Raw genomic sequence first — 22,783 nt, forward strand, 5'->3', positions numbered from 1 at the left:
GACGTCGAGGCCTTCGCCGCCTACAGCGCGAGTCGCCAGATCGGGGAAGTGATAGCGACGATCAGGACGATGCCGGCGGCCACGAGTCCGAGCCCCAGCACGACGGCGATGCCAAGGGCGACCTGGCCAACCACCGGGTTCGCCACGGTCATCACGCGCCGCCTGTGGAGCCGATCAGCGAGCCAGAGCGTGCCGAACAGGTCGATCGCGTCCATATGGAAATCTCAGCAGGAAGTATACCTCCCGGAGAAACAGACATGTTCGTGATGGAGCTGTGGAAGGGGTTGAACGCGTAGCCCTCGCGTTGGAGTTCTCCGAGCGCGTCGAAGCCTTGGCACGCGCCAATCGCACCCGCCATCGGCAAGGGCGGACCGCGGCCGTGCCCCCTCGAACTGGCGCGCGTCGCAGGCGGCCGAAAGTGATTCCGTTCACGCAACCAAGAGCGTGAGGGGCGGGTGAAACGACGGCGTTATCGCCGCCGGTTCGCGGCGGGCCGCTCGACGAAGTACCAGACCAGGATGATCCCGAGCACGGTGATCAGCATGATGCCCTTCGCAAGGGGCTACAGCCTGTCGAGCAACGCGACCACCACGCCCGCGACGAAGGCCAGCATTCCGGCGACCGCGGTCAGCGCCAGCCATCGAGCGACGGTCGGGCTCAGAGGCCACATGGATACGGCGGCCGGCTGTACCGTGGCGCGCAGGTGCAGTGCGTCCCGGCGCCGCTGCATCGCTTGCACCTGCAGCGCTCGTCGCGCGGCGCGGCGGCGGTTCATGCGCTCGTGCAACCACATGTCAGCGCCAGCGTGGGCGAAGTCACCGAGGTCCATGAGGCTTCCTCCTGCTCATCAGTATAGGACGCGGGGGCTACATACTCGGGTTCCCGTCCGCGCGCCGTTCCGCGACCCGCCGGGGTCTGAGTCGGCATCACACGACGCGCTGCGGTGCGGGTTGGCCCCGTACGCACGCGCCGACTGGGACGGAGACGACCGCGGCCGTCGACAACGCGTCACGTGAGACGAAGGCGTTACCGCTTCCGCGTCGTGGCGCGACGCGTCGGCCTCTCACGGCCGCGCGCGCGTCGGTGTTAGCCCGGTGTTAGCCCGCTCCGACGGAAGCGACTTTCACCTCTTCAGTTTTACTGGATTTTATTGGTCGGGATGGCGAGATTCGAACTCGCGACCCCCTGAACCCCATTCAGGTGCGCTACCAGGCTGCGCTACATCCCGACCGGCGCCGAACGGCGCGAACGCGAATTGTAGCACGCGACCAGAGGCCCCGCCGGATTGAGGCCAGGGGTTCAACCCCTGGCGCGCTGGCGACGTGGTGCTGGCGGCGCCGGGCTGTCGCCCAGCATGGTGAGCAGCGCGCGCATGTCCTGCTTCAACTGCACGAGTCGGGCGTGGGCCTCTGCCGACACGGGAGGCGGCTGCGGTGCAGGTGCGGCCACGACAGGTGGTGGTACAGGCGACGACTCGCTGACCGGTTCGGTAACCGGAGCAAGGAGATGCTCCTCGACAGGCGCGGCGGTCTTGCGCACCGGACGTGGTGCGGCACTCTCCACCCGCGCTCTGGCTTCGGCCGCCTGTGCGGCTTCGACTTCCGCGACCAGCGCGAAGAGGTCTTCCTCGGCCGGCGGCTGCTCGGCCTCGAAGCGCCGGCGCACCCCCGACAGCGTCAGCCCTTCGGTGAAGACGAGCTCGCGGATCCGCAGCACGCGCTCGACGTCGATCCGCCTGTAGACACGCGGGCCGCCGGGCGTCTTCGACAGGCCGAGATCGGAGAACTCCGACTCCCACGACCGCAGCACGTACGGCTGAATCTGCGCGAGCTCACAGACCTCGCTCGCCTTGAAGGCAGGCTTGTCCGGAATCGTCACGTCGGGCACCGCAAAAGTATAGTGCGACGTCAGTCGTCGGCGCGCGTGCGTTTGCGCACCACGATACGGATGGGCGACCCTTCGAACCCGAACGTCTCGCGCAGGTTGTTCACCAGGAACCGCTCGTACGAGAAGTGGAACGACGTGGCGACGTTGGTGAAGAAGACAAACTGCGGCGGCGCGACGCCCGTCTGGGCCGCGTAGAGGATCTTCACCCGCCGCTTGTCGGGCGATGACGGCGGATGCTCACGGCTGATCCGCTCGACGAAGCGGTTGAGCTCGCCCGTCGACACGCGCGTCCGACGCGCCCTGGCGACGCGCTCCACGACCTCCAGCACCTTCGACGCGCGCTCGCCCGTCAACGCCGAGATGTGCAGTAACGGCGCATAGTCGAGGAACTTCATGCGGAACCGCTGCTCCTCGTCGAAGGTCTTGTAGTAACGGTCTCCCTCGCCCTTGGTCAGATCCCACTTGTTGGCCGCGATGATCATCCCGCAGCCGAGCCGTTCGGCCTCGCCCGCGATGGCCGCATCCTGGTCGGTGGCGCCCTGTGACGCGTCGATCACCAGCACGGCGACGTCGGCGCGCTCCATCGCGCGCTTCGCCGTGAGCACGCTCACCATCTCCACGGCGTGCGAACTGGCCACGCGTCCGGGCCGCCTGATGCCCGCCGTGTCGACAATCCGGAACGTGCGGTCGTGCCAGCGCAAGACCGTGTCGATCGCGTCGCGCGTCGTGCCGGGGATGTCGCTGACGATGAGGCGTTCTTCGCGCAACAGCCTGTTGACGAGCGACGACTTCCCCACGTTCGGCCGGCCGACGATGGCCACCGCGATCTCGTCGCGATCGGGCGTGGCCGGCGCGCCGCCCGTCTTCCCGGCCGAGACGAGGTACGCGCGCACGGCATCGAGCAGTTCGGGCACACCCGTCCCGTGCTCGGCGGCGATCTCGAACACCTGCTCGAAGCCGAACGCGAAGAACTCGTACATCCGATCGCGAGCGCGCTTGTCGTCGGCCTTGTTCACCGCCAGCAACACCGGCGCGCTCGTGGTCCGCACCGCCGCCGCGATCTCATCGTCGCCGGGCAGGCGTCCCTCGCGACCATCGACGACGAACACAATGAGATCGGCCTGCTGGATGGCGCGTTTGCCGTGCTCCACCACCATGTGGTGGAGTGGGTCCTCGGTGTGGCCGAAGATGCCGCCGGTATCGACGAGTCTGAACGGCGTGTCCTGCCACTCCGCGTCGTGCGCGAGCACGTCGCGTGTGGTGCCGGGCATCGCGTTGACGATGGCGCGGCGGGTTCGCGTGATGCGATTGAAGAGCGTCGACTTGCCCACGTTGGGCCTGCCGACGAGCACCACCGTGGGCCGCGCGCGGGCGTGTGTGCCGCTCATGCGGCAATCTTGCGGATTGACACGTCTAAACCCCTGTATCTATGCTTCTTAGCGGCTGACGATGATCAAGGTCGACATCATCAACGAAGTGGCGACCGTCGCCGACATCACCAAGGTGAAAGCCGAGGTCGCCGTCGAGGCCGTCTTCGAGGCAATGCGTGACGCCATGAAACGTGGCGAACGCATCGAACTGCGTGGATTCGGCGTCTTCCAGGTGAAGCCCCGCAAGCGCGGCATCGGGCGCAATCCCCGGACGGGCAAGGAGGTACGCATCCCACCGGGCCGCACCATCCGCTTCAAGCCCGGCAAGGACCTCCAGAACATCGGAGGCTGACGACCAGGCGCCCGTGTCCACTCCGTCCCTGCCTCCTCCTGGTCCAGGCGAAACCGCCGCGACTCCCGACGAGCCGATCGACGTTCGCTGGTCGCCAGCCGACAGCGCCTGGGTCACGGGCCCACTGACGCCGCCGGACCACCCGGTCGGACCACCGCCGCGCATCGGCCATGCCGGCTGGGTCCACTTGCTCCTGCTCCTCCTCACCTTCGTCACGATGACGTTGGCCGGCGCCAGCTTCTTCGTGAACTACGTCTCCGCCGTCGGTACCAGACGCGTCGCGATGTCGGCGTCGACGGCCTTTTTCGGCGGCCTCTGGTTCAGCGTCCCCGCACTCCTCATCCTCGGATCGCACGAGCTCGGGCACTACTTCGCGTGTCGATATTACCGGATTCCGGCGTCGCTGCCGTACTTCATCCCCGCGCCGGCCCTCTCGATCGTCGGGACACTCGGCGCGGTGATCCGGATGGCGTTGCCACGCACGCGCCGCGCGCTCTTCGACGTCGGCATCGCCGGCCCCATCGCGGGATTCGTCGTCCTCGTGCCGCTCGCGATCTATGGTGTGTCGCACTCGTACGTCGTCCACCTGTCTCGACCGATCGCCCTGCAGGGCGGACTCAACCTCGGTGACCCGCTGCTGCTCACGCTCCTGCAGAAGGTGTGGTTCGGCGATCTGCCCGAGCGCGCGCTCTTCGTGATGCACCCGACGGGCTTTGCCGCATGGTTCGGCCTGCTCGCGACGGCGCTCAACCTGTTCCCCGCCGGCCAGCTCGACGGTGGACACATCATCCACGCGCTGGTGGGACGTGCGTCGCGCTACGTCACGATGGCTGCCGTGCTCATCCTGGTGGTGCTGGCCATCTTCGTCTCGACGAGTTGGGCGGTGTGGACCGTCCTCCTGCTGGTGATGATGTGGGCGTTCGGCCTCGAGCACCCGCCCGTCGGCCAAGAGCACGTCCCCATCGGCACGGCCCGCATCCTGCTCGGGCTTTTCGCCGCTGTCATGTTCGTCCTGAGCTTCACGCCGGTGCCGATCAGTCCGGCAGACTTCCTTGGCGGACGGTAGGAACGCTCACAGCATCGTCAGGGGATCGACGTCGACGGTGACGCGTTTGTGCAGCGCGGGGAGCGAGGCGAGCGCCTGGCGCGTGGCGTGGCGCATCGCCGCGCGGTCGCGGCCCTTGAGGAACACCTGCACGCGCGACTCGCCACGCAGTCGGCCCAGCGGGGCCGGTGCGGGACCGAGCACGCCGAAGCGCTCCGCACCGAACGTCCGCAACGCATCGACCAGTTGACCTGCCTCTCGCAACGCGGTGGCCAGCGAGGCGTGGCGCACGACGATGTTGATCATCGACAACCACGGGGGATACCGCATCCGTTCGCGGAACTCGAGTTCGCGTTCGACGAAGGCGTCGTAGGCCTGATGCGCGGCCATGCCAATCGCATAGTGATTCGGGTGGAACGTCTGGACGATGGCTTCTCCACGCGCATCACCACGACCCGCGCGCCCCGCCACCTGCGTGAGCAACTGGAACGTGCGCTCCGCAGCCCGGAAGTCGGCCACGCCAAGACCGACGTCTGCCGAGACCACGCCAACGAGCGTCACCTGCGGGAAGTCGTGTCCCTTCGCGATCATCTGCGTGCCCACCAGGACGTCGATCTCCCGCTTCGCGAACTGCGCCAGCACACGTCCGATGGCGCCACGCCGCTGCATCGTGTCGCGGTCCACGCGCGCGATGCGCGCATCGGGGCACACGGCACGGACCTCCTGCTCGACGCGCTCGGTACCCACGCCCGTGTACTCGAGGAACGCCCCCTGACACGACGCGCACGTCGCCGGGAGTGGCGCGGCGTAGCCGCAGTAGTGACAGCGCACCTGCGACGCACGCTTGTGTACCGTCAGCGTGACGGCGCAATTGGGGCACTCCGCGGTGTTGCCGCACGCGCGGCACAAGAGTGACGGCGCATAGCCGCGACGATTGAGCAGTACCATCGCCTGCTCACGCCTGGTGAGGCACTCCTGCAACGCCGCTCGCAGCGGCTGGCTCAGGACGACCTCGGGACCGTCCTCGACCAGGGCGTCGCGCATGTCGACGATACGCACGTCGGCCAGCGGACGATCGTTCACGCGCTGGCGCATCCGGACGAGGCGATAGCGTCCCTCGGTGGCATGCCGCCACGTCTCGAGCGCGGGCGTTGCCGATCCCAGCACGATCGCCGCACCCGCGTCGCGCGCGCGCACCATCGCCGCATCGCGTCCGTGATACCGCGGGCTCTCTTCCTGCTTGTAGGCCGTGTCGTGCTCCTCGTCCACGATCACGAGTCCAAGGCGCGGCAACGGCGCGAACACCGCGGATCGCGTCCCGATGACGATGTCGACTTCGCCCCGTCGGATGCGATGCCACTGGTCGTAGCGTTCGCCGTCCGAGAGTCCGCTGTGCTGGATGGCCACGCGTTCGCCGAACGCACGCCGGAACAGCGACGCCACGGCGGATGTCAGCGCGATCTCGGGGACGAGCAGCAGCACGCCGCGATCCTGCGCCAGCGCGCTGCGTGCCAGTCGCAGATAGACCTGTGTCTTTCCGCTCCCCGTCACGCCATGGAGCAGCGCGGGACTGAACGTCCTGCCGATGAGCGGTTCCAGGACGTCCATCGCTGCCGTCTGTTCCGCGGTCAGGGGCAGGAACAGGGAGGCAGCGAGCACATCGGAGACGCCTGCCGATCCGCTCGCGAACGGATCGCGCGCGACCGATCGCCACTCGATGCTCGCCAGACCGAGCGCAACCAGTCGTCGCACCACTTCACTGCCGATTCCCTGATCGCGCAGGTCGCCGGCGTCGATCCCCTCCGGACTCCCCGTCAGTACACGCACGGCGGCCGCCTGCCTGGCCCCGAGCCGTACCGTCGCAGGCTCGAACGCCAGGGCCGTCGGCAGGATCCAGCGCTGTTTGCGTGAGGCATCGGCCTGACCCGTCACCACGGGCTGCAGACGCACCACGCCGGCCTTCAGCAGTCGACGGACGGCACGCGACGCCACGTCCGCCGTCACGTCCATGTCGCGCACCCGACCGGCGATGGCCCGTGCGATCTGGCGGCGCAGCACGGGCCCACGTTCGTGCAGCACATCGAGGATCGCCTCGTCCACGGGTTGGTCGAGTGGCAGTTCACGTACGGCATGCCTGGCCGCATCGTCGGCGTCCTCTGCCAGCGCCACCGTCATATCGGCGCGCAGCCAGCCCTTGGGCGGCAAGGCGGTCGCAATCGCCTCGCCGGGCCCCGCCATGTAGTAGTCGGCCACCCAGAGCGCGAGATCGACGACTTCCTCGGGGAGGAACGGCACGTCATCGATCACTTCCAGAATGTCGCGTACCCGCGCGGGCACGTCGTCCGGCGCTGCGTTGTCATGCGTGACGAGCCCGGTGACCTTGCGGGGGCCGACCTGGACGACGACTCGCGTGCCACGGGGCGCCTGCAGGCCGTCTGGCAGGCGATAGGTCAGCAGGCCGAGCCCCGGCACGGGCACGGCCACGCGGACCAGGCGCATCAGCGGGCCTCGCCTCGCAGCAGGGATCGCACGAGTTTCATGTCCTCCCAGGTGTCCCGCTTCTTGTCGGGACTTCGCAGCAGGTAGGCCGGATGGAAGGTGGGCACGAGGCGGGCACCGCGGAAGTCGTGGACACGGCCGCGCAGGTGCGTGATCGGGGTGTCCACGCGCAACAGCGACTGTGCCGCGAACTTCCCGAGCGCCACGATGACCTTCGGCTTGATGATGTCGATCTGCTGGAACAGGAACGGTTCGCAGACGCCCACCTCGTCGGGTTCGGGATTCCTGTTCCCCGGCGGACGGCACTTGATCACGTTCGCGATGTAGACATCATCGCGTCGCATCTCGATGGCTTCGACAATCTTCGTCAGCAACTGCCCCGCACGGCCGACAAAGGGGATGCCCTGCTGGTCCTCGTCAGCGCCGGGGGCTTCGCCCACGAACATGAGGTCGGCCTCCGGATTGCCGACGCCGAACACCACCTGCGTGCGGCCGAGCCGGCACAGCTTGCAGCGCGTGCACTGCGGGCCGATGTGCGTGCGAAGCGAATCGAGCGACGAGAACGTCTCGCCCGCGTCAGAGGCTGCACTCACCGGAGTCTCCTCGTCGACCGTGGAGACCGCCGGTTCGACGACGGTGCGTTCACCGCGCCACGAAGCGTCGCGACTGAAGCCAGCCACACCCAGGTCCTTGTAGAAGTCGAGATGGCGACGCAGGTGCGCACGCGGATCCAGCGCGTCACTCATGGCGCCACGCTCGCGCCGAGCCGGCGTGCCACGAATCCGACGATGCGGGTCGCCAGGGCCGCTTTCGTCTCGAGGGGGAATGTCTCGACACCCTCCGCGGTGACCAAACTCGCGATGTTGGTGTCCACCTCGAACCCGGCCCCTGCCTGACTCACGTCGTTGGCCACGATCAGATCGACATGCTTGGCTTCGCGCTTGCGCGCGGCGTACGCGAGCACATCGGAGGTCTCGGCAGCGAAGCCGACGAGCACCGGATGCGCGCGTCCGCCGCGCCACTGCCCCAGGTCGGCCAGGATGTCCACCGTGCGCTCCAGGGCAATCGTCAGGACGCCGTCCGCCTTCTTCACCTTGTCGCCCGCGGCACCACCAGCGGGGGTGTAGTCGGCCACCGCCGCGGACATCACGATGGCGTCGGCCGTGTCCCGCGCGGCGCTCACTGCGGCGTGCATCTCCCGCGCCGATCTGACACGCACCGTCCGCACTGCCGGGGGTGGTTCAAGAGACGAGGGCCCCAGCACGAGCGTGACGTCTGCCCCCTGCCTCGACGCCTCGGCCGCGACAGCGATCCCCATCCTTCCGCTCGATCGATTGCCCAGATATCGCACGGGATCGAGATCCTCGTACGTCGGACCGGCCGTGACCACGACGCGGCGGCCACGCAGCGGTCGCGGCCCCTCGATCAACGCGAGGGCCTCGGCCACGATGACGTCGGGTTCGGCGAGCCGGCCCTTCCCCACCCATCCGCACGCGAGGTAGCCCTCGCCGGGTTCCACGAACCTGACGCCGCGCGACCGCAGCAGCGTCATGTTGGCCTGCGTCGCCGGATGGTCGTACATGTGCGTGTTCATCGCCGGGGCCACCAGCACGGGCGCGCGAGTGGCCAGGGCCAGCGACGACAGGAAGTCGTTGGCCATGCCATGCGCGAGTCGGGCGATGGTATTGGCGGTGGCAGGTGCGACGAGCAGCAACGCGGCGTCAGAGGCGAGCGCGATGTGCTCGATGTCGGCATTGGCGCCCGGCGACCACTGGCTGGTGATCACCCGCCGCTGGGTGATGGCCTCGAACGTGAGCGGACCAACGAAGCGCGTAGCCGCACGCGTCATCACGACGGCCACCTGATGGCCGGCCTTCTGCAGCAGGCGCACCACTTCGACCGCATTGTAGGCGCTGATGCCGCCGCTGACGCCAACCGCCACGAGGGCCATGTCCGCCTCCCGTCCGGGCTGGTCCGTCCTACGCGAGCGGCGTCTGGGGATCGATCAGGGGCTCGTCGTCGTAGAGGGGCTGGACGAACCCTTCGAGTACTTCGCGCTGCGCCGTGCGGGCGGGCTTGCCGCTCGGATCGACCTTGGGCACGCAGCCCTGGAGCAACTGCTTGGCACGGGCGGAGGCCACGACGACGAACTCGAAGGCGTTGGGAAGGGTGCTGCGATCAACCATCTGGACAGGTCCTGGTTCCGGTGATGCCCGGCCGCGTGACCGGGCTGCTCAGGCGACCGGTTGGGCGCCGAACGTCTTGAGTATGGCGTGAGCCGTGCGCCGCATCCGGGGCCGTCGCACGCGCTCGCCCAGGATGATGCTCCGCATGGCCATCACGCAGGCATCGAGGTCGTCGTTGACGACCACGTAGTCGTAGTCCTCGAAGGCCGCTACCTCGCCTCTCGCCGTGTCCAACCGGCGACGAATCGCGGCGTCGGCATCCTTGCCCCGTCCTCGCAGCCGCTGCTCCAGCACTTCGAACGACGGCGGCAGCACGAAGATCGTGACGAGCGGAATCCCCGCCGCGCGGACCTGCCCGGCCCCCTGGACGTCGATGACGAGTACCACGTCCTTGCCGGACGCCATCAGGCGTTCGACATCGTCGCGGCCCGTTCCGTAGAGGTTGCCGAACACGTCGGCGTGCTCCAGAAACGCCCCCCGGGCCACCATGGCCTCGAAGGTCTCGCGGGACACGAAATTATAGTCCACGCCGTCGCGTTCGCCCGCACGGGCCTGGCGCGACGTGTAACTGCGCGACATCGTCAGGTCCGGCACGACCTGCACCAGGCGCTCGACGACCGTCGTCTTGCCGGTCCCTGATGGGGCCGACACGACGAAGAGTTGGCCGTCGACGGTCATGCCGTCACTCGACATTCTGGACCTGCTCCCGCATCTTCTCGAGCTCGGCCTTGGCGGTCACGACCAGCGCTGATGCGCGGGCCCCTTCGGCCTTGGAGCCTATTGTATTCACCTCGCGGTTCATCTCCTGCAGCAGGAAATCGAGCTTGCGGCCGACAGGCTCGTCCCCGGCCACCAGTTCCACCCAGTGCGCCAGGTGCGCCCGCAGCCGGACCAGTTCCTCCCGGATTTCCGATCGCGACACGACTTTCACCACTTCCTGTGCGACCGCGGCCTCGTCGACCTGCAGGTCGCGCCGCAGTTCGGCAACCCGCTCGATCAGGCGCTGCTCGAGGGCGGCGGCGCCGTCGCGGCTGGCGCCCTCGACCTCGTCCACGAGCGCGATCAACGCATGCCGGCGCTCTTCCAGCTCCGACGCCAGGAACTGCCCTTCCGTGCGCCGCATCACGCCGAGGGCCCGCAAGGCCTCGTCGAGTGCTCCCATCACCTCTGCTTCCAGACGGGCACCATCCACGCCCGCCCGCTCCTCGCGCACGACGAGGGCCTGCGGCAGGCGCAGCACGTCGCCGGGCTGGAGCGCCCCCGTCACGAGTCCGCTCTCCCGCACGGGTGTCAACGCTTCGGACACGGCGCGAACCAGCTCGTGGTCGATCGCGATGGTCCTGACCGGCTCGATGCGCTCCTGCACGGCGATGGTCACGTCCACGCGACCTCTCGCCACCTGCTGCTGAATCGCCGTGCGCAGCGCCGTCTCGAAGGTCTGTACCGACTGCGGGACGCGGAACTGGACGTCGAGATGCCGGTGATTGACGCTGCGCAGCGTGACGTCGACCGACAGCTCCGGCGTCTCCCGCGTGGCTGCCGCAAACCCTGTCATCGAGACGATCATGGTTCTCCCATCGCCGGCGCCGCGTTGGACATCGCAGGTGAGCCTGTCGCGGACGGCGTCGAATCGGCGCCATTGGCGCCGAACACTTGTAGCGCGTACAAACGGCTGTACACGCCGCCATCCCGCGCGAGCAATTCGTCGTGCCTGCCCGTCTCCACGATCCGCCCGTGCTCGAGGACGATGATGCGATCGGCGCTGCGCACCGTGGAGAGCCGGTGCGCGATCACGAACGACGTCCTGTTGCGCATGAGCACCTGCAGCGCATCCTGCACGAGTCGCTCGGATTCGGCGTCGAGCGACGAGGTGGCCTCGTCCAGCACGAGGATGGGGGGATCCTTCAACAACGCGCGCGCGATGGCCAGACGTTGTCGCTGTCCTCCCGACAAACGTCCGCCGCGCTCGCCGATGCGCGTCTCGTAGCGCTCGGGCAGGAGCGCGATGAACTCGTGCGCGTGCGCGGCGCGCGCCGCCGCCTCGATCTCCGCCATCGATGCGTCAGGACGCCCGTACGCGATGTTGTGCGCGATCGTGTCATCGAAGAGCACGGTCTCCTGCGTCACCAGACCGATCTGCGATCGAAGCGATCGAACCGTCACCTCGCGCACGTCCATGTCGTCGATCAGGATCGCGCCGCCCGTGACGTCATAGAAGCGTGGCAACAGGTTCACGAGCGTCGACTTGCCCGCGCCGCTGAGCCCCACGATCGCGACGATCTCACCGGCATTGACGCGGAACGACACGCCATCGAGCACGCGACGGCGCTCGCGATCGGCGTAGGCGAAACTCACGTCCCTGAACTCGACGCCGCATACGGGCCTGGCCATGGTGGCGGCGTTCGGCCCGTCGGTGACTTCCGTGTGCGTGTCGAGCAGTTCGAAGATGCGCTGCGCCGCCGCCATGGCCTGCTGGAGCGTGGCGTTCACACGACTCAGGCGCTTGATCGGCTCGTACATCAGGAACAGCGTGGTGACAAAGAGCATGAACTCGCCCATCGTCAGGCGCCCCTGACCGATCTGCGACGACCCGTACCAGATCATGGCGGCCACGGCCATGCCACCAAGCCACTCCATGAGCGGGGGTAACGCCGACACCGTGCTCGTCACCTGCATGTTCGTGCGATAGACGCGCTGCGACGCCTCCTCGAAGCGCGCCTGCTCGCGGGCTTCCGCGCCGAATGCCTTGACAATGCGGTGACCGCCGAAGGCTTCAGCCGTGATGTGCGTGAGGACTTCGAGCTGCTCCTGCGAACGCCGTCCGCGGCGCCGCACGCGCTGGCCGAGGCGGACGAGCGGGTAGATGAGGACGGGCGCGCCGGTGAGCGACACGAGCGCAAGACGGGCGTCGTGGTAGAAGAGCAACCCGACGTACGCCACCAGCGTGATGCCCTCGCGGATCAAGTCGCCCATCGTCTGCGACACGACCTGCTGCACCTGGTTGACGTCGTTGTTGACGCGCGACAGCAACTGGCCCGTCGATCGCCGCGAGAAGAACGCCGCCGACTGGCCGAGCACGTGACCGAACATCTGATCGCGGATGTCGCGCACCACGCGCTGCCCGACGTCGGTCATCCAGTACGCCGAGAGATAGGCCCCCAGGCCCTTGATCAGGTACACGCTGACGATCGCCAGCGCGATCGTGTTCAACTGCGACTGGTTGCCGAGCGCCTGGTCGAAGATCGGCTTGATCAGATAGACGACGCCCGCCGATGCGGCGGCATACGCCACCATCGCCGCGAAGGCCGCGACCAGGCGCCCCCGATACGGCGCCGCATACCGAAGGAGCCTGAGGAGGACAGTCACTCGATCAGCAGACGGATCCCCGGTCGCCGTAGCCGTGCGGGTGCGCGTCGAACCAGCGCCACGCCGTGCCCACGATCGCGTCGAGTTCGGCGTAGCGCGGCTCCCAGCCGAGCGCCTCACGAATCGCGGCGTTGGCCGCAAAGAGCGTCGACGGGTCGCCAGGTCGACGCGGTCCGAAGGTGTGCGGGACCTGACGTCCGGCGACACGCGACACAGCGTCGATGACGTCCGTCACCGAGCGCGGCACGCCCGTGCCCACGTTGAAACGCGCCGACGGACTGCCCGCTTCCAGCGATTCGAGCGCGCGCACGTGCGCATCGGCCAGATCGGTGACATGGATGTAGTCGCGCAGGCACGTGCCGTCCGGCGTCGGGTAATCGGTGCCGAACACATGCAGCGAGTCGGTGCCGCGGGCCGCGAAGATGGCGCGCGGGATGATGTGAATCTCGGGCGAGTGGTCTTCGCCGAGCAGGCCATCGGGATCCGCCCCGGCGGCGTTGAAGTAGCGCAGGGCCACGCTACGCAGCCCGTATGCCGTTTCGAAGTGCGGCAGCGCACGCTCGACGGCCAGCTTGGTTTCGCCGTACGCATTGATCGGCTGTTGCGGGTGCGTCTCGTCGATGGGCACGCGCTGCGGCTCGCCGTACGTCGCGCAGGTGGACGAGAAGATGAGACGCGTGACGCCTGCGCGGCACAACCCGTCGAACAGGCCGATCGAGCCCGCCACGTTGTTGCGGTAGTACCCGGCGGGGTCGTGCACCGAGTCGGCCACCGACAGCCATGCGGCAAAATGCATGGCCGCGTCGACGTCGTGCGTTCGGCAGGTCTCCGCCACGCGATCCGTGTCGGCGATGGACGCCTCGACAACCGTCAACTGGTCGCGCGCCGCAACCGTTTGCAGCGCCGCGCACGCGCCACGATGACCGGCCGAGAAGTCGTCGAACACGACCACCCGGCGTCCGGCGGCGAGCAGGGCCTTCACGGCGTGACTGCCGATGTACCCTGCCCCGCCGGTCACGAGCACGGCCATCGCGCTATCGTCCGATCGAGTAGTACGTGAATCCCTGCGCTGCGATCGCGTCGGGCTTGTAGATGTTGCGGCCATCGAAGATGACCGGTGCCTTCATGCGCTTCTTCATGCGCGCGAAGTCGGGCTCACGGAACTCGTTCCACTCGGTGACGAGCGCGAGCGCGTCTGCCCCCTTGAGCGCGTCGTAGGCATTCCTGCAGTACGTGATCCTGTCGCCGAAGATGCGGCGGGCGGTCTCGCGCGCTTCAGGGTCGTACGCCTGCACGGTCGCCCCCGCCTTCAGGAGCCCCTCGATGATCGTGATGGCCGGTGCCTCGCGCATGTCGTCGGTGCGCGGCTTGAACGCCAGCCCCCACACGCCGATGGTCTTGCCCTTCAGTGTCCGCAGACGCTGGCGCATCATCTGGAGCAACTTCTTCTTCTGCTGCGCGTTCACGTCCTCGACGGCGTCGAGGATCTTGAAGTCGTAGCCCTTGTCGCGCGAGAACTTCAGGATCGCCTTGACGTCCTTCGGGAAGCAACTGCCGCCGTAGCCCACGCCCGGGAACAGGAACGACGGTCCGATGCGGGCGTCCGAGGCCACCGCGCGGCGTACCTGGTCCACGTTGGCGCCATACAACTCGCACACGCGCGCGACTTCGTTCATGAAGGAGATGCGGGTGGCCAGCATCGCGTTCGCGGCGTACTTGCACAGCTCCGCGCTCGCGCAGTCCATGACCATGATCGGCGCGCCCGTCCGCGTGAACGGCGCGTACAGCTCGGTCATCACCTTCGCCCCGCGCTCATCGTCAGCCCCGATCACCACGCGATCGGGCTTGAGGAAGTCGTCGACGGCGGCGCCCTGCTTCAGGAACTCGGGGTTGCTCACCACACTGAAGGGGTGCGAGGTCTCCTTGCGCATCACCTCACGCACCCGCTCGGACGTCCCGACAGGCACCGTGCTCTTGTCGACGATGACCTTGTAGCCGTCCATGGCACGCGCGACGTCACGCGCCACGCCGAGCACGTGCTTGAGATCGGCCGAGCCGTCCTCGGCTTCCGGAGTGCCCACCGCGATGAAGATGATGCCGGACGCCTTGACGGCGGCCGGAAGCTCGGTGGTGAACGTGAGGCGCTTCTCGGCGGCGTTGCGCTTGACGATCTCTTCGAGCCCGGGCTCGTAGATGGGGATCTTCCCGCGCTTGAGGGCCTTCACCTTCTCGGCGTTCGAGTCCACGCAGATGACGTCGTTACCGTTCTCCGCGAAACACGCGCCGACCACCAGACCCACGTAGCCGGTCCCCACGACTGCGATCTTCACTCCGCGCTCCTCCCGCCGTCCTCGTTCGCGTCGCCAGAGAGGACGCACGACGAGCGGCCGAACGCCTTACGCTAGCATACGTGCCGTGAGGGTGCTGCTCGACTATCGGCCGGCGCTGCGCGCCCGGACCGGCGTGGGCGAGTACGTCCATCGTACGGCGCTCGCTCTCTGCGAGACCGCCGCGCAGGGCGCCCGCGTCGCCGTGTTCTCGAGCAGTTGGAAGGACCGCCTCGCGTCGCCCGCTCCAGGCATCGACGCGGTGGACGCGCGTGTGCCGGTGCGAGTCCTGAACTGGGCCTGGCACCGCCTGGCGTGGCCGCCCGTCGAGTGGCTTGCCGGTGACGCCGCCGTGGCGCACTCCCCCACGCCCCTCCTGCTGCCGGCCAGTCGCGCAGCGCAGGTCGTCACCGTCCACGACCTGTTCTTCCTCGACCACCCCGACGCGACGCAGGCCGAGATCAGACGCGACTACGCCGCACTGGTGACCGATCATGCGCGACGCGCCGACCTGGTCGTGACGGTCTCGGAGACGGTGGCGGCGCAGGTCGTCCAGCGTCTCGACGTCGATCCTGCCCGCGTGGTGACATGCCCGAATGGCGCGCCTGACTGGACGCCTCGCTCCGGCGTCCCCATCGACGGACCGGTGGTGTTTGTCGGCACGCTGGAACCACGCAAGAACGTCGGCGGGCTGCTCGACGCCTGGGAGGCCCTGATCTCGGGAGGACTCCGCATTCCGCTCCTGCTGGCCGGCGGCGCGCCCGCATCAGCCGCTCCACTGCTCGCACGGCTCGAACGTGCGCCCCTGCATGGCGTCGTTCGCCACGTCGGCTACCTGCAGGACGCCGACAGGCGCGCGTTCTACGACGCCGCACGCGTCCTCATTCTGCCGTCGTGGGACGAGGGCTTCGGACTGCCAGCCGTCGAAGCCATGGCCGCCGGTGTGCCTGTCGTCGTGTCGCGGCGGGGCGCGCTGCCCGAGGTCTGTGGCGACGCCGCGGCGTACGTCGAGCCCGACGACCCGTCGGGCATCGCCACGACGATGGCCGACCTGCTCGCGTCTCCCGAACGACTCGACACCATGCGCGCGCGCGGTGCGGTCCGAGCACGCCACTATTCCTGGCACGCGTCGGCCGAGCGGCTCTGGGCTGCGTATGCGGGCGCGACGGCGCGACGGGCGGCACGCTGATGCGAGTCGCCATCGACGCATCGGAGCTGGGTGGACGCCCCACGGGTGTCGGCCGGTACCTGCGCGAACTGATCGCGCGCTGGACGCGGATGCCCGCGTGCGACGGGTCGCAGCTCCTGCTGTATGCACCGTTCGAGGCACCAGCCACGCTGGACCACTCGTCTGGTCCGGGTGCGCGAACGACGTGGCGCGTTGTGGGTGGCGCGCGCGGCACGCTGTGGCAACAGCGCGATCTTGCACGCGCGGTGCGCGCCGACGCCGTCGACGTGTTCTTCGCGCCCGCCTACACGGCGCCGCTCCGGCTTGCCTGCCCCACCGTCGTCTCGATCCACGACGTGTCGTTCGCGGCACGGCCCGAGTGGTACGCATGGACGCACGGCCTGCGACTCCGCCTGTTGGCACGTCTCTCGGCCCGCCGCGCGCGCGCCGTCCTCACGCTGACGAGATTCTCCGCCGCCGAAATCACCGGACATCTCGGCGTTTCCGCGGATCGCATCCACGTGGTGCCGCTGGCGGTCGACTATCTCGATGCGCCGCCCGTTCCGCAGGCACCCGCCGCAGCAGTCCCGGTCGTGCTGTTTGTCGGGTCGATTTTCGAGCGTCGTCATCTGCCGCTCCTGATCGAGGCCACCGCGCTGGCCCGACGGCGCATCCCGGGGCTGCAACTCGACGTGATTGGCGAGAACCGGACGTCGCCCCGGCAGGATCTCGAGCGCATCGCGCACGACGCCGGCGCGGCCGACGTGCTGCGCCTGCGCGACTACGTGTCCGATGCGGATCTGGCGGCCGCGTACGCGTCGGCCAGCGTCTTCGCGTTTCTCTCCGAGTACGAAGGCTTCGGCCTCACGCCGCTCGAAGCCATGCGCGGCGGCCTGCCCGCGATCGTGCTGGACACGCCTGTCGCGCGCGAGGTCTACGGTGCGGCCGCCACGTACGTCCCCCTCGGAGACGCGCAAGCCGTTGCTGACGCGTTGACGCGCCTCGTCGAGGATCCGGTCGAGCGGGCCGCACGCATCGCCGCGGGTGATGCGCTCGTCGCCGGCTACAAGTGGAACGATGCCGCACGGCGTACGTGGGACGTGGTGGTGGCGGCGGGCGGCCAATCGACGGGCCGGCGCGACGTGGAGACGCCCGCGTGACGGCCTCACTCTCGATCGTCGTCGTCACGTTCAACGCACAGGCAGACGTCCTCGCCTGCCTTGCATCGGTGCACGCGTCTCCCCCTGCACGCGAATGGGACCTGATCGTCGTGGACAACGCCTCGTCGGACGGCACGCCGGATGCCGTCGCGAAGGCATGGCCGCGGGTCGACGTCGTCCGCCTCCCGAGCAATGTCGGCTTCGCGGCGGCCAACAACATCGGCATCAGGCGAACGCGCGGCGAGTTCGTGCTGCTCCTCAACAGCGACACGCTCGTGGGCGCCGGTCAGCTCGACGCGCTGTGTGGCGCCCTCGCGGCGACGCCTGGGGCGGCGGCTGCAGGTCCTGCCCTGCTCGATGGCAACGGCGTCCAGGAGCTGTCGTACGGGCCCATGATCTCCCCCGTCGGGGAGATCCGCCAGCAACTGCGGCAGTGGGCGCGCGATAGCGGCCCTGCCTGGCTGTGCAGGCGCGTGGTCGCGGCGATGCAGCGCCGGCGGTTCGTCGACTGGGTCAGCGGTGCCTGCCTGCTGGTCCGGCGGACCGCCGCCGAGCAGGTGGGGCTCCTCGACGAGCGGTACTTCATGTACTGCGAGGACGTCGACTTCTGCGCGTCGCTGCGAGCCGCCGGCCATCGCATCCTGTACGCGCCGGAGGTCGAGGTCACGCACCTCCGCGGCCGCTCGCGCGCCACGGCGCCCGCCGCAACCCGGGATCACTACCGCGCCAGCCAGCTTGCCTTCTACCGCAAACACCACCCCCGCTGGGTTCGCCCCCTCCAGTGGTACCTCGCCGTCCGACGAAGGGGCTGACGCCCCTTCGCACCATACGGAAACGCTCCATCCCCCTGGCGCCTCCGGTTGCCGGTTGCCCGTTGCCGGACGTTGCGAATGCTAGACTCGCCGAACGAATGCGTGTGGCGATCGACATCCGGAAACTGCGCGACTACGGCATCGGCACGTACGTCCGCAACATCGTCACGCACATCCCGACACTGGATGCCGACAACGAGTACGTCCTCATCAGCCGGCCGGACGACATCGAGTTCACGCGGACGCTCGGTCCGAACGTACGAGGCGTGATCAGCCCGGCAGGCAACTATTCCCTGCGTGAGCAGTTCTCGGTCCCGGCGATCGTGCGGCGAGAGAAGGCCGACGTCTTCCACGCCCCGCACTACGTGCTGCCGCCGCTCGTGACGTGCCCGTCGGTCGTGACGATCCACGACTGCATCCACCTGATGTTCCCGCAGTACCTGCCCAACCGGCTGGCATACACGTACGCGCGCACGTTCATGTGGACGGCCACGCACCGCGCCGCGCACGTGCTGACCGTGTCCGAAGCGTCCAAGCGCGACATCCTGCGCTTCTTCCGCATCCCGCCGGACAAAATCACCGTCGCCTACAACGCGATCGACGAGCGCTTCGACACCGCGCCTGCCGACGAGGACATCGCGCGCGTGCAGCAGCGCTTCCAGCTGAACGATCCGTTCATCCTCTACGTGGGCAACATCAGGCCGCACAAGAACCTGGAGCGCCTCATCGAAGCGTTCGCGCTCGTGCGGACGGGCTCGCTCGCCAACACCAAGCTGCTCATCATCGGCGACGAGATCAGCAAGTACCCGACGCTGCGGCGGGCCGTCCATCGCGGCAAACTGCACAAGCATGTGAGGTTCCTCGGGTTCGTCGGTCGCGACACGCTCGCCGCCCTGTACCGCCTCGCCACGGTCTTCGCCTTCCCGTCGCTCTACGAAGGCTTCGGCCTGCCGCCACTCGAAGCCATGGCGAGCGGCACGCCCGTGGTCACGTCGAACGTCTCCTCGCTACCGGAAGTCGTCGGCGATGCGGCCATCCTCGTGGACCCCCGCGAGGCGACGGCCATCGCACACGGGCTGCGGCGGGCACTGCTCGACCCGGCCCTTCGCGAGCAGATGCGACTGCGCGGCCTGGCTCGCGCGCAGCACTACTCGTGGGCGCGGACGACCGAGACGATTCTTCGCATCTACCGCGAAACGGCGGCCGTCCGGTGACGACGGTGGAGCCCGTTCAGGTCGCGGCGGCCCCGGGACCCGTGATCCCGGGACTGAAGGTGGCGCTGGTCCACGACTGGATCACCGGCATGCGCGGCGGCGAACGCGTCCTCGAAGCCCTGTGCCGGATGTTCCCCGACGCTCTGGTCTACACGCTGATCCATGTGCCGGGTCGAGCGAGCGCGACCATCGAGCGCCACACGATCCGGACATCCGTGCTCCAGCATGTGCCACAGGTCGACAGGTACTATCGCCACCTGCTTCCCCTGTATCCCGCCGCCCTGGCGGCGCTCCGTCTGAATCCGGCCGACCTGGTGATCTCCAGCAGCCACTGCGTGGTCAAGTCCGTGCAGACTCCGCGGGGAGCGCGACACCTCTGCTATTGCCATACGCCGGTGCGCTACGCCTACGACCAGTTCGAGGCGTATTTCGGTCCGCAGCGACTCGGGCGGGTCGGCGCCGCGGTCATGCGGCCGACGATGGCGGCGTTTGCCGCGTGGGACCGCGCAACGAGCGGGCGACCTGACCGCTATCTCGCCAATTCTCAACACGTTGCGCGGAGAATCGCCGCGCACTATAATCGTTCGGCGGCGGTGGTCCACCCGCCGGTCGATACCGTGTACCACACGCCGGATCCGGAGGCGCGCCGCCAGGGTGCCCTCGTGGTGTCGGCGCTGGTGCCATACAAGCGGGTGGACGTCGCCATTCGAGCCTGTCAGTTGGTGGGCATGCCGTTGACCATCGTTGGTCAGGGCCCTGAGGAACGGGTCCTGCGGGCGATGGCGGGTGCCGATGTGGAGTTCGTAGGCGCCGTCACGGATGAGGCGGTTCGCCAGTACTATCGCTCGGCGTCGATGGTGTTGATGCCGGGCGAAGAAGATTTCGGCATCGTGCCGGTGGAAGCGCACGCCTGCGGCACACCTGTCGTGGCACTTGGCCGCGGCGGCGTCATGGAGACGGTCATCGACGGCGAAACGGGCGTGCTCACAGGTGAGGGCCCCGACGCGTTGGCGGCCGGCATCAGGCAGGCCGCGGCGATGTCCTGGTCCGTGACGAGGTGCCGGGAGCAGGCCGAGCGGTTTTCGGCGGAGCGGTTCGTGACGAACATGACCGAGGCAGTCAAGGACCTGATGGGGGCCGCCCCCACGGACGTGCGATGGTGAGGCGCCATGCGCGGCTCCTCGCCGCTGCTCATGTGCTCGCCGACGGGCTGGCCGGTGTCGTCGCCTTCCTGCTCGCCTACGGGATCCGTTTCCACTCCGGCCTTATCGCCGTCACCAAGGGCTATCCGCCCTTCTCGCAGTATCTCTGGCTGGCCCCGCTCGTTGGCCTGCTCGTTCCGTTCGCGTTCCATCTGCACGGCGTCTACCGGCTCCGGCGCGGGCGGTCGCGCATCGACGACTTCTTCGGTGTCCTTGTCGGCAGCGTCCTGGCGGTGGTCCTCGGCGTGGTGACCACGCTGTACGTCCAGACCTACTACGTCCCCGATCAGCTCAAGGACCGCGGCGCCTTCGAAGTCAGCCAGTTGGTGTGGGGCTTGTTCCTGGCCATCAACGTCGGGCTCACCTTTCTCATCCGCGTCGCCGTCCGCGACTGGCTCGAACGCCGCTGGCGCGCGGGTGTCGGCCTGAAGCGCGTCCTCGTGGCCGGTGCCGGCGATCTCGGACGTCTTGTCGTCGATCGCATCCTCGAACACCGTGAACTGGGCCTCAAGGTCGTCGGCTTCGTGGACGACAGGGCCGAGGGTGGTGCGCATCTCGGCTACCGGGGCTTGCCGCTGCTCGGTACGCTCGAGGAAACGCAGGACATCCTGCAACGCGAGAAGGTCGACCATCTCTACGTCGCGCTGCCGCTCGACGAACACGTCAAGATGCTGGCGCTGGTCGAGAACGCCAACCGCGAGATCGTCGAGATCCGCGTCGTCCCCGATCTGCTGCAGATCATCTCGCTGCGCGCCAGGCTCGAAGACCTCGACGGCCTCCCCATCATCAACATCCACGACGGGCCGCTGCGCGGCCTGAACGCCGTCCTGAAACGCACGATGGACGTGGTGCTCGCGGCGGGCAGCCTCCTCGTGCTGGCCATCCCGATGGCCATCCTGACGCTCGTCATCAGGCTCACGTCGCCCGGCCCGGCCCTGTTCAGACAGGAACGCATGGGGCTCGACGGGAAGGCGTTCTACGTCTGGAAGTTCCGCTCCATGTACGACGGCGCGGAGCGCAACTCGGGGCCTGTGTGGGCCATCGAAGACGACCCGCGCTGCACGCCGATCGGACAGTTCCTGCGGCGCAGCAACATGGACGAACTGCCGCAACTGTGGAACGTGCTGCGCGGCGACATGTCACTCGTCGGTCCGCGCCCCGAACGCCCGTTCTTCGTCGACCAGTTCAAGCAGCGCATCCCGCAGTACATGCTGCGCCACAAGGTGCGCGCCGGCCTCACCGGCTGGGCACAGGTCAACGGCTGGCGCGGCAACACGTCCATCGAGAAGCGCATCGAGTTCGACCTCTATTACATCGAGAACTGGTCGCTCATGCTCGACCTCAAGATCATGTGGCTCACCGTGGTCAAGGGGTTCTTCCACAAGCACGCCTACTGAGTTCGTCTCGCACGGGCCGACGCCCGTGCGCACCATCCAAGGTTCAGGACCATGCCACGCGTCGTCATCACCGGAGCTGCCGGCTTCATCGGCTCCCATCTGTCTCACACGCTCCTCGATCGTGGCTACACCGTCGTCGGCATCGACAACCTGCTGACGGGCGACATCGCGAACATCGCGCACCTGGCCAACCGCGACTTCACGTTCATCAAGCACGACGTCACCAACTACATCTACATCGAGGGTCCCGTCGACGCCGTGCTGCACTGGGCGAGCCCCGCCAGCCCGATCGACTACCTCGAACTGCCGATCCCGACGCTGAAGGTCGGTGCGCTCGGCACGCACAAGGCGCTCGGCCTCGCGAAGGAGAAGAAGGCGCGCTTCGTACTCGCTTCGACGTCGGAGGTGTACGGCGATCCGCTCGAGCATCCGCAGAAGGAGACCTACTGGGGCAACGTGAACCCCGTGGGGCCGCGCGGCGTGTACGACGAGGCCAAGCGCTTTGCCGAGGCCATGACGATGGCGTATCACCGGTACCACGGGGTGGACGCCAAGATCGTGCGGATCTTCAACACCTACGGCCCGCGCATGCGCATCAACGACGGACGCTCGGTGCCCGCGTTCATGAGCCAGGCGCTGCGCAACGAGGATGTCACGATCTTCGGCGATGGATCGCAGACGCGCAGCTTCTGCTACGTGAGCGACCTCGTCGATGGCATCCTGCGGCTCATGGAGTCGGACGTCAACGAGCCCGTCAACATCGGCAATCCGCACGAGCTGACGATCACCCAGATCGCC

General features: G+C 68.1%; 22 protein-coding genes and 1 tRNA gene. 9 read left to right on the forward strand and 14 right to left on the reverse strand.

Going from position 1 to position 22,783, the window contains the following annotated elements:
• Nucleotides 1-20: 20 nt before the first annotated feature.
• The 5 genes from IT182_03855 to der form a co-directional block, all read right to left on the reverse strand.
• Nucleotides 21-215, reverse strand: a complete 195-nt coding sequence (locus tag IT182_03855; protein MCC6162466.1) for a hypothetical protein — start codon at nt 213-215, stop codon at nt 21-23.
• A 347-nt stretch (nt 216-562) separates the two neighbouring features.
• Nucleotides 563-829: a hypothetical protein gene (locus IT182_03860; GenBank protein MCC6162467.1), complete on the reverse strand. Its 267-nt coding sequence runs from the start codon at nt 827-829 to the stop codon at nt 563-565.
• 322 nt (nt 830-1,151) lie between these two features.
• A tRNA-Pro gene (locus IT182_03865) sits at nt 1,152-1,228 on the reverse strand.
• A 71-nt stretch (nt 1,229-1,299) separates the two neighbouring features.
• Nucleotides 1,300-1,887 carry a MerR family transcriptional regulator gene (locus IT182_03870; GenBank protein MCC6162468.1) on the reverse strand — a complete coding sequence of 196 codons (588 nt, stop codon included), beginning with the start codon at nt 1,885-1,887 and terminating at the stop codon, nt 1,300-1,302.
• Nucleotides 1,888-1,907: 20 nt separating this feature from the next.
• Entirely contained in the window at nt 1,908-3,275 is a 1,368-nt protein-coding gene (gene der / locus IT182_03875) for a ribosome biogenesis GTPase Der (GenBank protein MCC6162469.1), read from the reverse strand.
• Nucleotides 3,276-3,336: 61 nt separating this feature from the next.
• Between der and IT182_03880 the strand changes: the two genes are divergently transcribed.
• Together IT182_03880 and IT182_03885 are read left to right on the forward strand one after the other, a co-directional pair.
• Entirely contained in the window at nt 3,337-3,609 is a 273-nt protein-coding gene (locus IT182_03880) for an integration host factor subunit beta (GenBank protein MCC6162470.1), read from the forward strand.
• Nucleotides 3,610-3,622: 13 nt separating this feature from the next.
• On the forward strand, nt 3,623-4,675 hold the full coding sequence (locus tag IT182_03885; protein MCC6162471.1) for a site-2 protease family protein: 1,053 nt from the start codon (nt 3,623-3,625) through the stop codon (nt 4,673-4,675).
• 6 nt (nt 4,676-4,681) lie between these two features.
• On the opposite strand, the gene priA is transcribed toward IT182_03885, so the two are convergent.
• From priA to IT182_03930, 9 genes are read right to left on the reverse strand one after another with little or no spacing between them, the layout of a single operon-like run.
• Nucleotides 4,682-7,153, reverse strand: coding sequence for a primosomal protein N' (gene priA, locus IT182_03890; GenBank protein MCC6162472.1), 2,472 nt, complete (start codon nt 7,151-7,153; stop codon nt 4,682-4,684).
• Nucleotides 7,153-7,899 (reverse strand): uracil-DNA glycosylase, encoded by a 747-nt coding sequence (locus IT182_03895; protein MCC6162473.1) that lies wholly within the window; start codon nt 7,897-7,899, stop codon nt 7,153-7,155. The genes priA and IT182_03895 overlap by 1 nt, the downstream gene beginning before the upstream one ends.
• A complete protein-coding gene (gene coaBC / locus IT182_03900) occupies nt 7,896-9,104 on the reverse strand; it encodes a bifunctional phosphopantothenoylcysteine decarboxylase/phosphopantothenate--cysteine ligase CoaBC (protein ID MCC6162474.1) in 1,209 nt (402 codons plus the stop codon). Before coaBC ends, IT182_03895 begins: the two co-directional genes overlap by 4 nt.
• A 28-nt stretch (nt 9,105-9,132) precedes the next feature.
• Nucleotides 9,133-9,339 carry a DNA-directed RNA polymerase subunit omega gene (locus IT182_03905; GenBank protein ID MCC6162475.1) on the reverse strand — a complete coding sequence of 69 codons (207 nt, stop codon included), beginning with the start codon at nt 9,337-9,339 and terminating at the stop codon, nt 9,133-9,135.
• A gap of 48 nt (nt 9,340-9,387) precedes the next feature.
• Nucleotides 9,388-10,017, reverse strand: a complete 630-nt coding sequence (gene gmk / locus IT182_03910) for a guanylate kinase (GenBank protein ID MCC6162476.1) — start codon at nt 10,015-10,017, stop codon at nt 9,388-9,390.
• A gap of 4 nt (nt 10,018-10,021) precedes the next feature.
• On the reverse strand, nt 10,022-10,894 hold the full coding sequence (locus IT182_03915; protein ID MCC6162477.1) for a YicC family protein: 873 nt from the start codon (nt 10,892-10,894) through the stop codon (nt 10,022-10,024).
• Nucleotides 10,895-10,902: 8 nt separating this feature from the next.
• Complete coding sequence (gene msbA, locus IT182_03920; GenBank protein MCC6162478.1) at nt 10,903-12,705, reverse strand: lipid A export permease/ATP-binding protein MsbA; 1,803 nt, start codon at nt 12,703-12,705, stop codon at nt 10,903-10,905.
• A gap of 4 nt (nt 12,706-12,709) precedes the next feature.
• On the reverse strand, nt 12,710-13,735 hold the full coding sequence (galE, locus tag IT182_03925) for a UDP-glucose 4-epimerase GalE (GenBank protein ID MCC6162479.1): 1,026 nt from the start codon (nt 13,733-13,735) through the stop codon (nt 12,710-12,712).
• A 4-nt stretch (nt 13,736-13,739) separates the two neighbouring features.
• Nucleotides 13,740-15,035 carry a UDP-glucose/GDP-mannose dehydrogenase family protein gene (locus IT182_03930; protein ID MCC6162480.1) on the reverse strand — a complete coding sequence of 432 codons (1,296 nt, stop codon included), beginning with the start codon at nt 15,033-15,035 and terminating at the stop codon, nt 13,740-13,742.
• 85 nt (nt 15,036-15,120) lie between these two features.
• Here IT182_03930 and IT182_03935 point away from each other — a divergent pair, with 85 nt between their 5' ends.
• The 7 genes from IT182_03935 to IT182_03965 all read left to right on the forward strand — a co-directional run.
• Nucleotides 15,121-16,221 (forward strand): glycosyltransferase family 4 protein, encoded by a 1,101-nt coding sequence (locus tag IT182_03935; protein ID MCC6162481.1) that lies wholly within the window; start codon nt 15,121-15,123, stop codon nt 16,219-16,221.
• A complete protein-coding gene (locus tag IT182_03940) occupies nt 16,221-17,360 on the forward strand; it encodes a glycosyltransferase family 4 protein (GenBank protein MCC6162482.1) in 1,140 nt (379 codons plus the stop codon). Before IT182_03935 ends, IT182_03940 begins: the two co-directional genes overlap by 1 nt.
• A complete protein-coding gene (locus IT182_03945) occupies nt 17,357-18,172 on the forward strand; it encodes a glycosyltransferase family 2 protein (GenBank protein MCC6162483.1) in 816 nt (271 codons plus the stop codon). Before IT182_03940 ends, IT182_03945 begins: the two co-directional genes overlap by 4 nt.
• A gap of 98 nt (nt 18,173-18,270) precedes the next feature.
• Nucleotides 18,271-19,386, forward strand: a complete 1,116-nt coding sequence (locus IT182_03950; GenBank protein ID MCC6162484.1) for a glycosyltransferase family 4 protein — start codon at nt 18,271-18,273, stop codon at nt 19,384-19,386.
• 5 nt (nt 19,387-19,391) lie between these two features.
• A complete protein-coding gene (locus IT182_03955) occupies nt 19,392-20,549 on the forward strand; it encodes a glycosyltransferase (protein MCC6162485.1) in 1,158 nt (385 codons plus the stop codon).
• Nucleotides 20,543-21,985, forward strand: coding sequence for an undecaprenyl-phosphate glucose phosphotransferase (locus IT182_03960; GenBank protein MCC6162486.1), 1,443 nt, complete (start codon nt 20,543-20,545; stop codon nt 21,983-21,985). The genes IT182_03955 and IT182_03960 overlap by 7 nt, the downstream gene beginning before the upstream one ends.
• Nucleotides 21,986-22,036: 51 nt before the next feature.
• On the forward strand, nt 22,037-22,783 hold a 747-nt coding region (locus IT182_03965), incomplete at its 3' end, for an NAD-dependent epimerase/dehydratase family protein (protein MCC6162487.1).

It is taken from the genome of Acidobacteriota bacterium (genome assembly GCA_020845575.1).
Taxonomy (GTDB): domain Bacteria; phylum Acidobacteriota; class Vicinamibacteria; order Vicinamibacterales; family Vicinamibacteraceae; genus Luteitalea.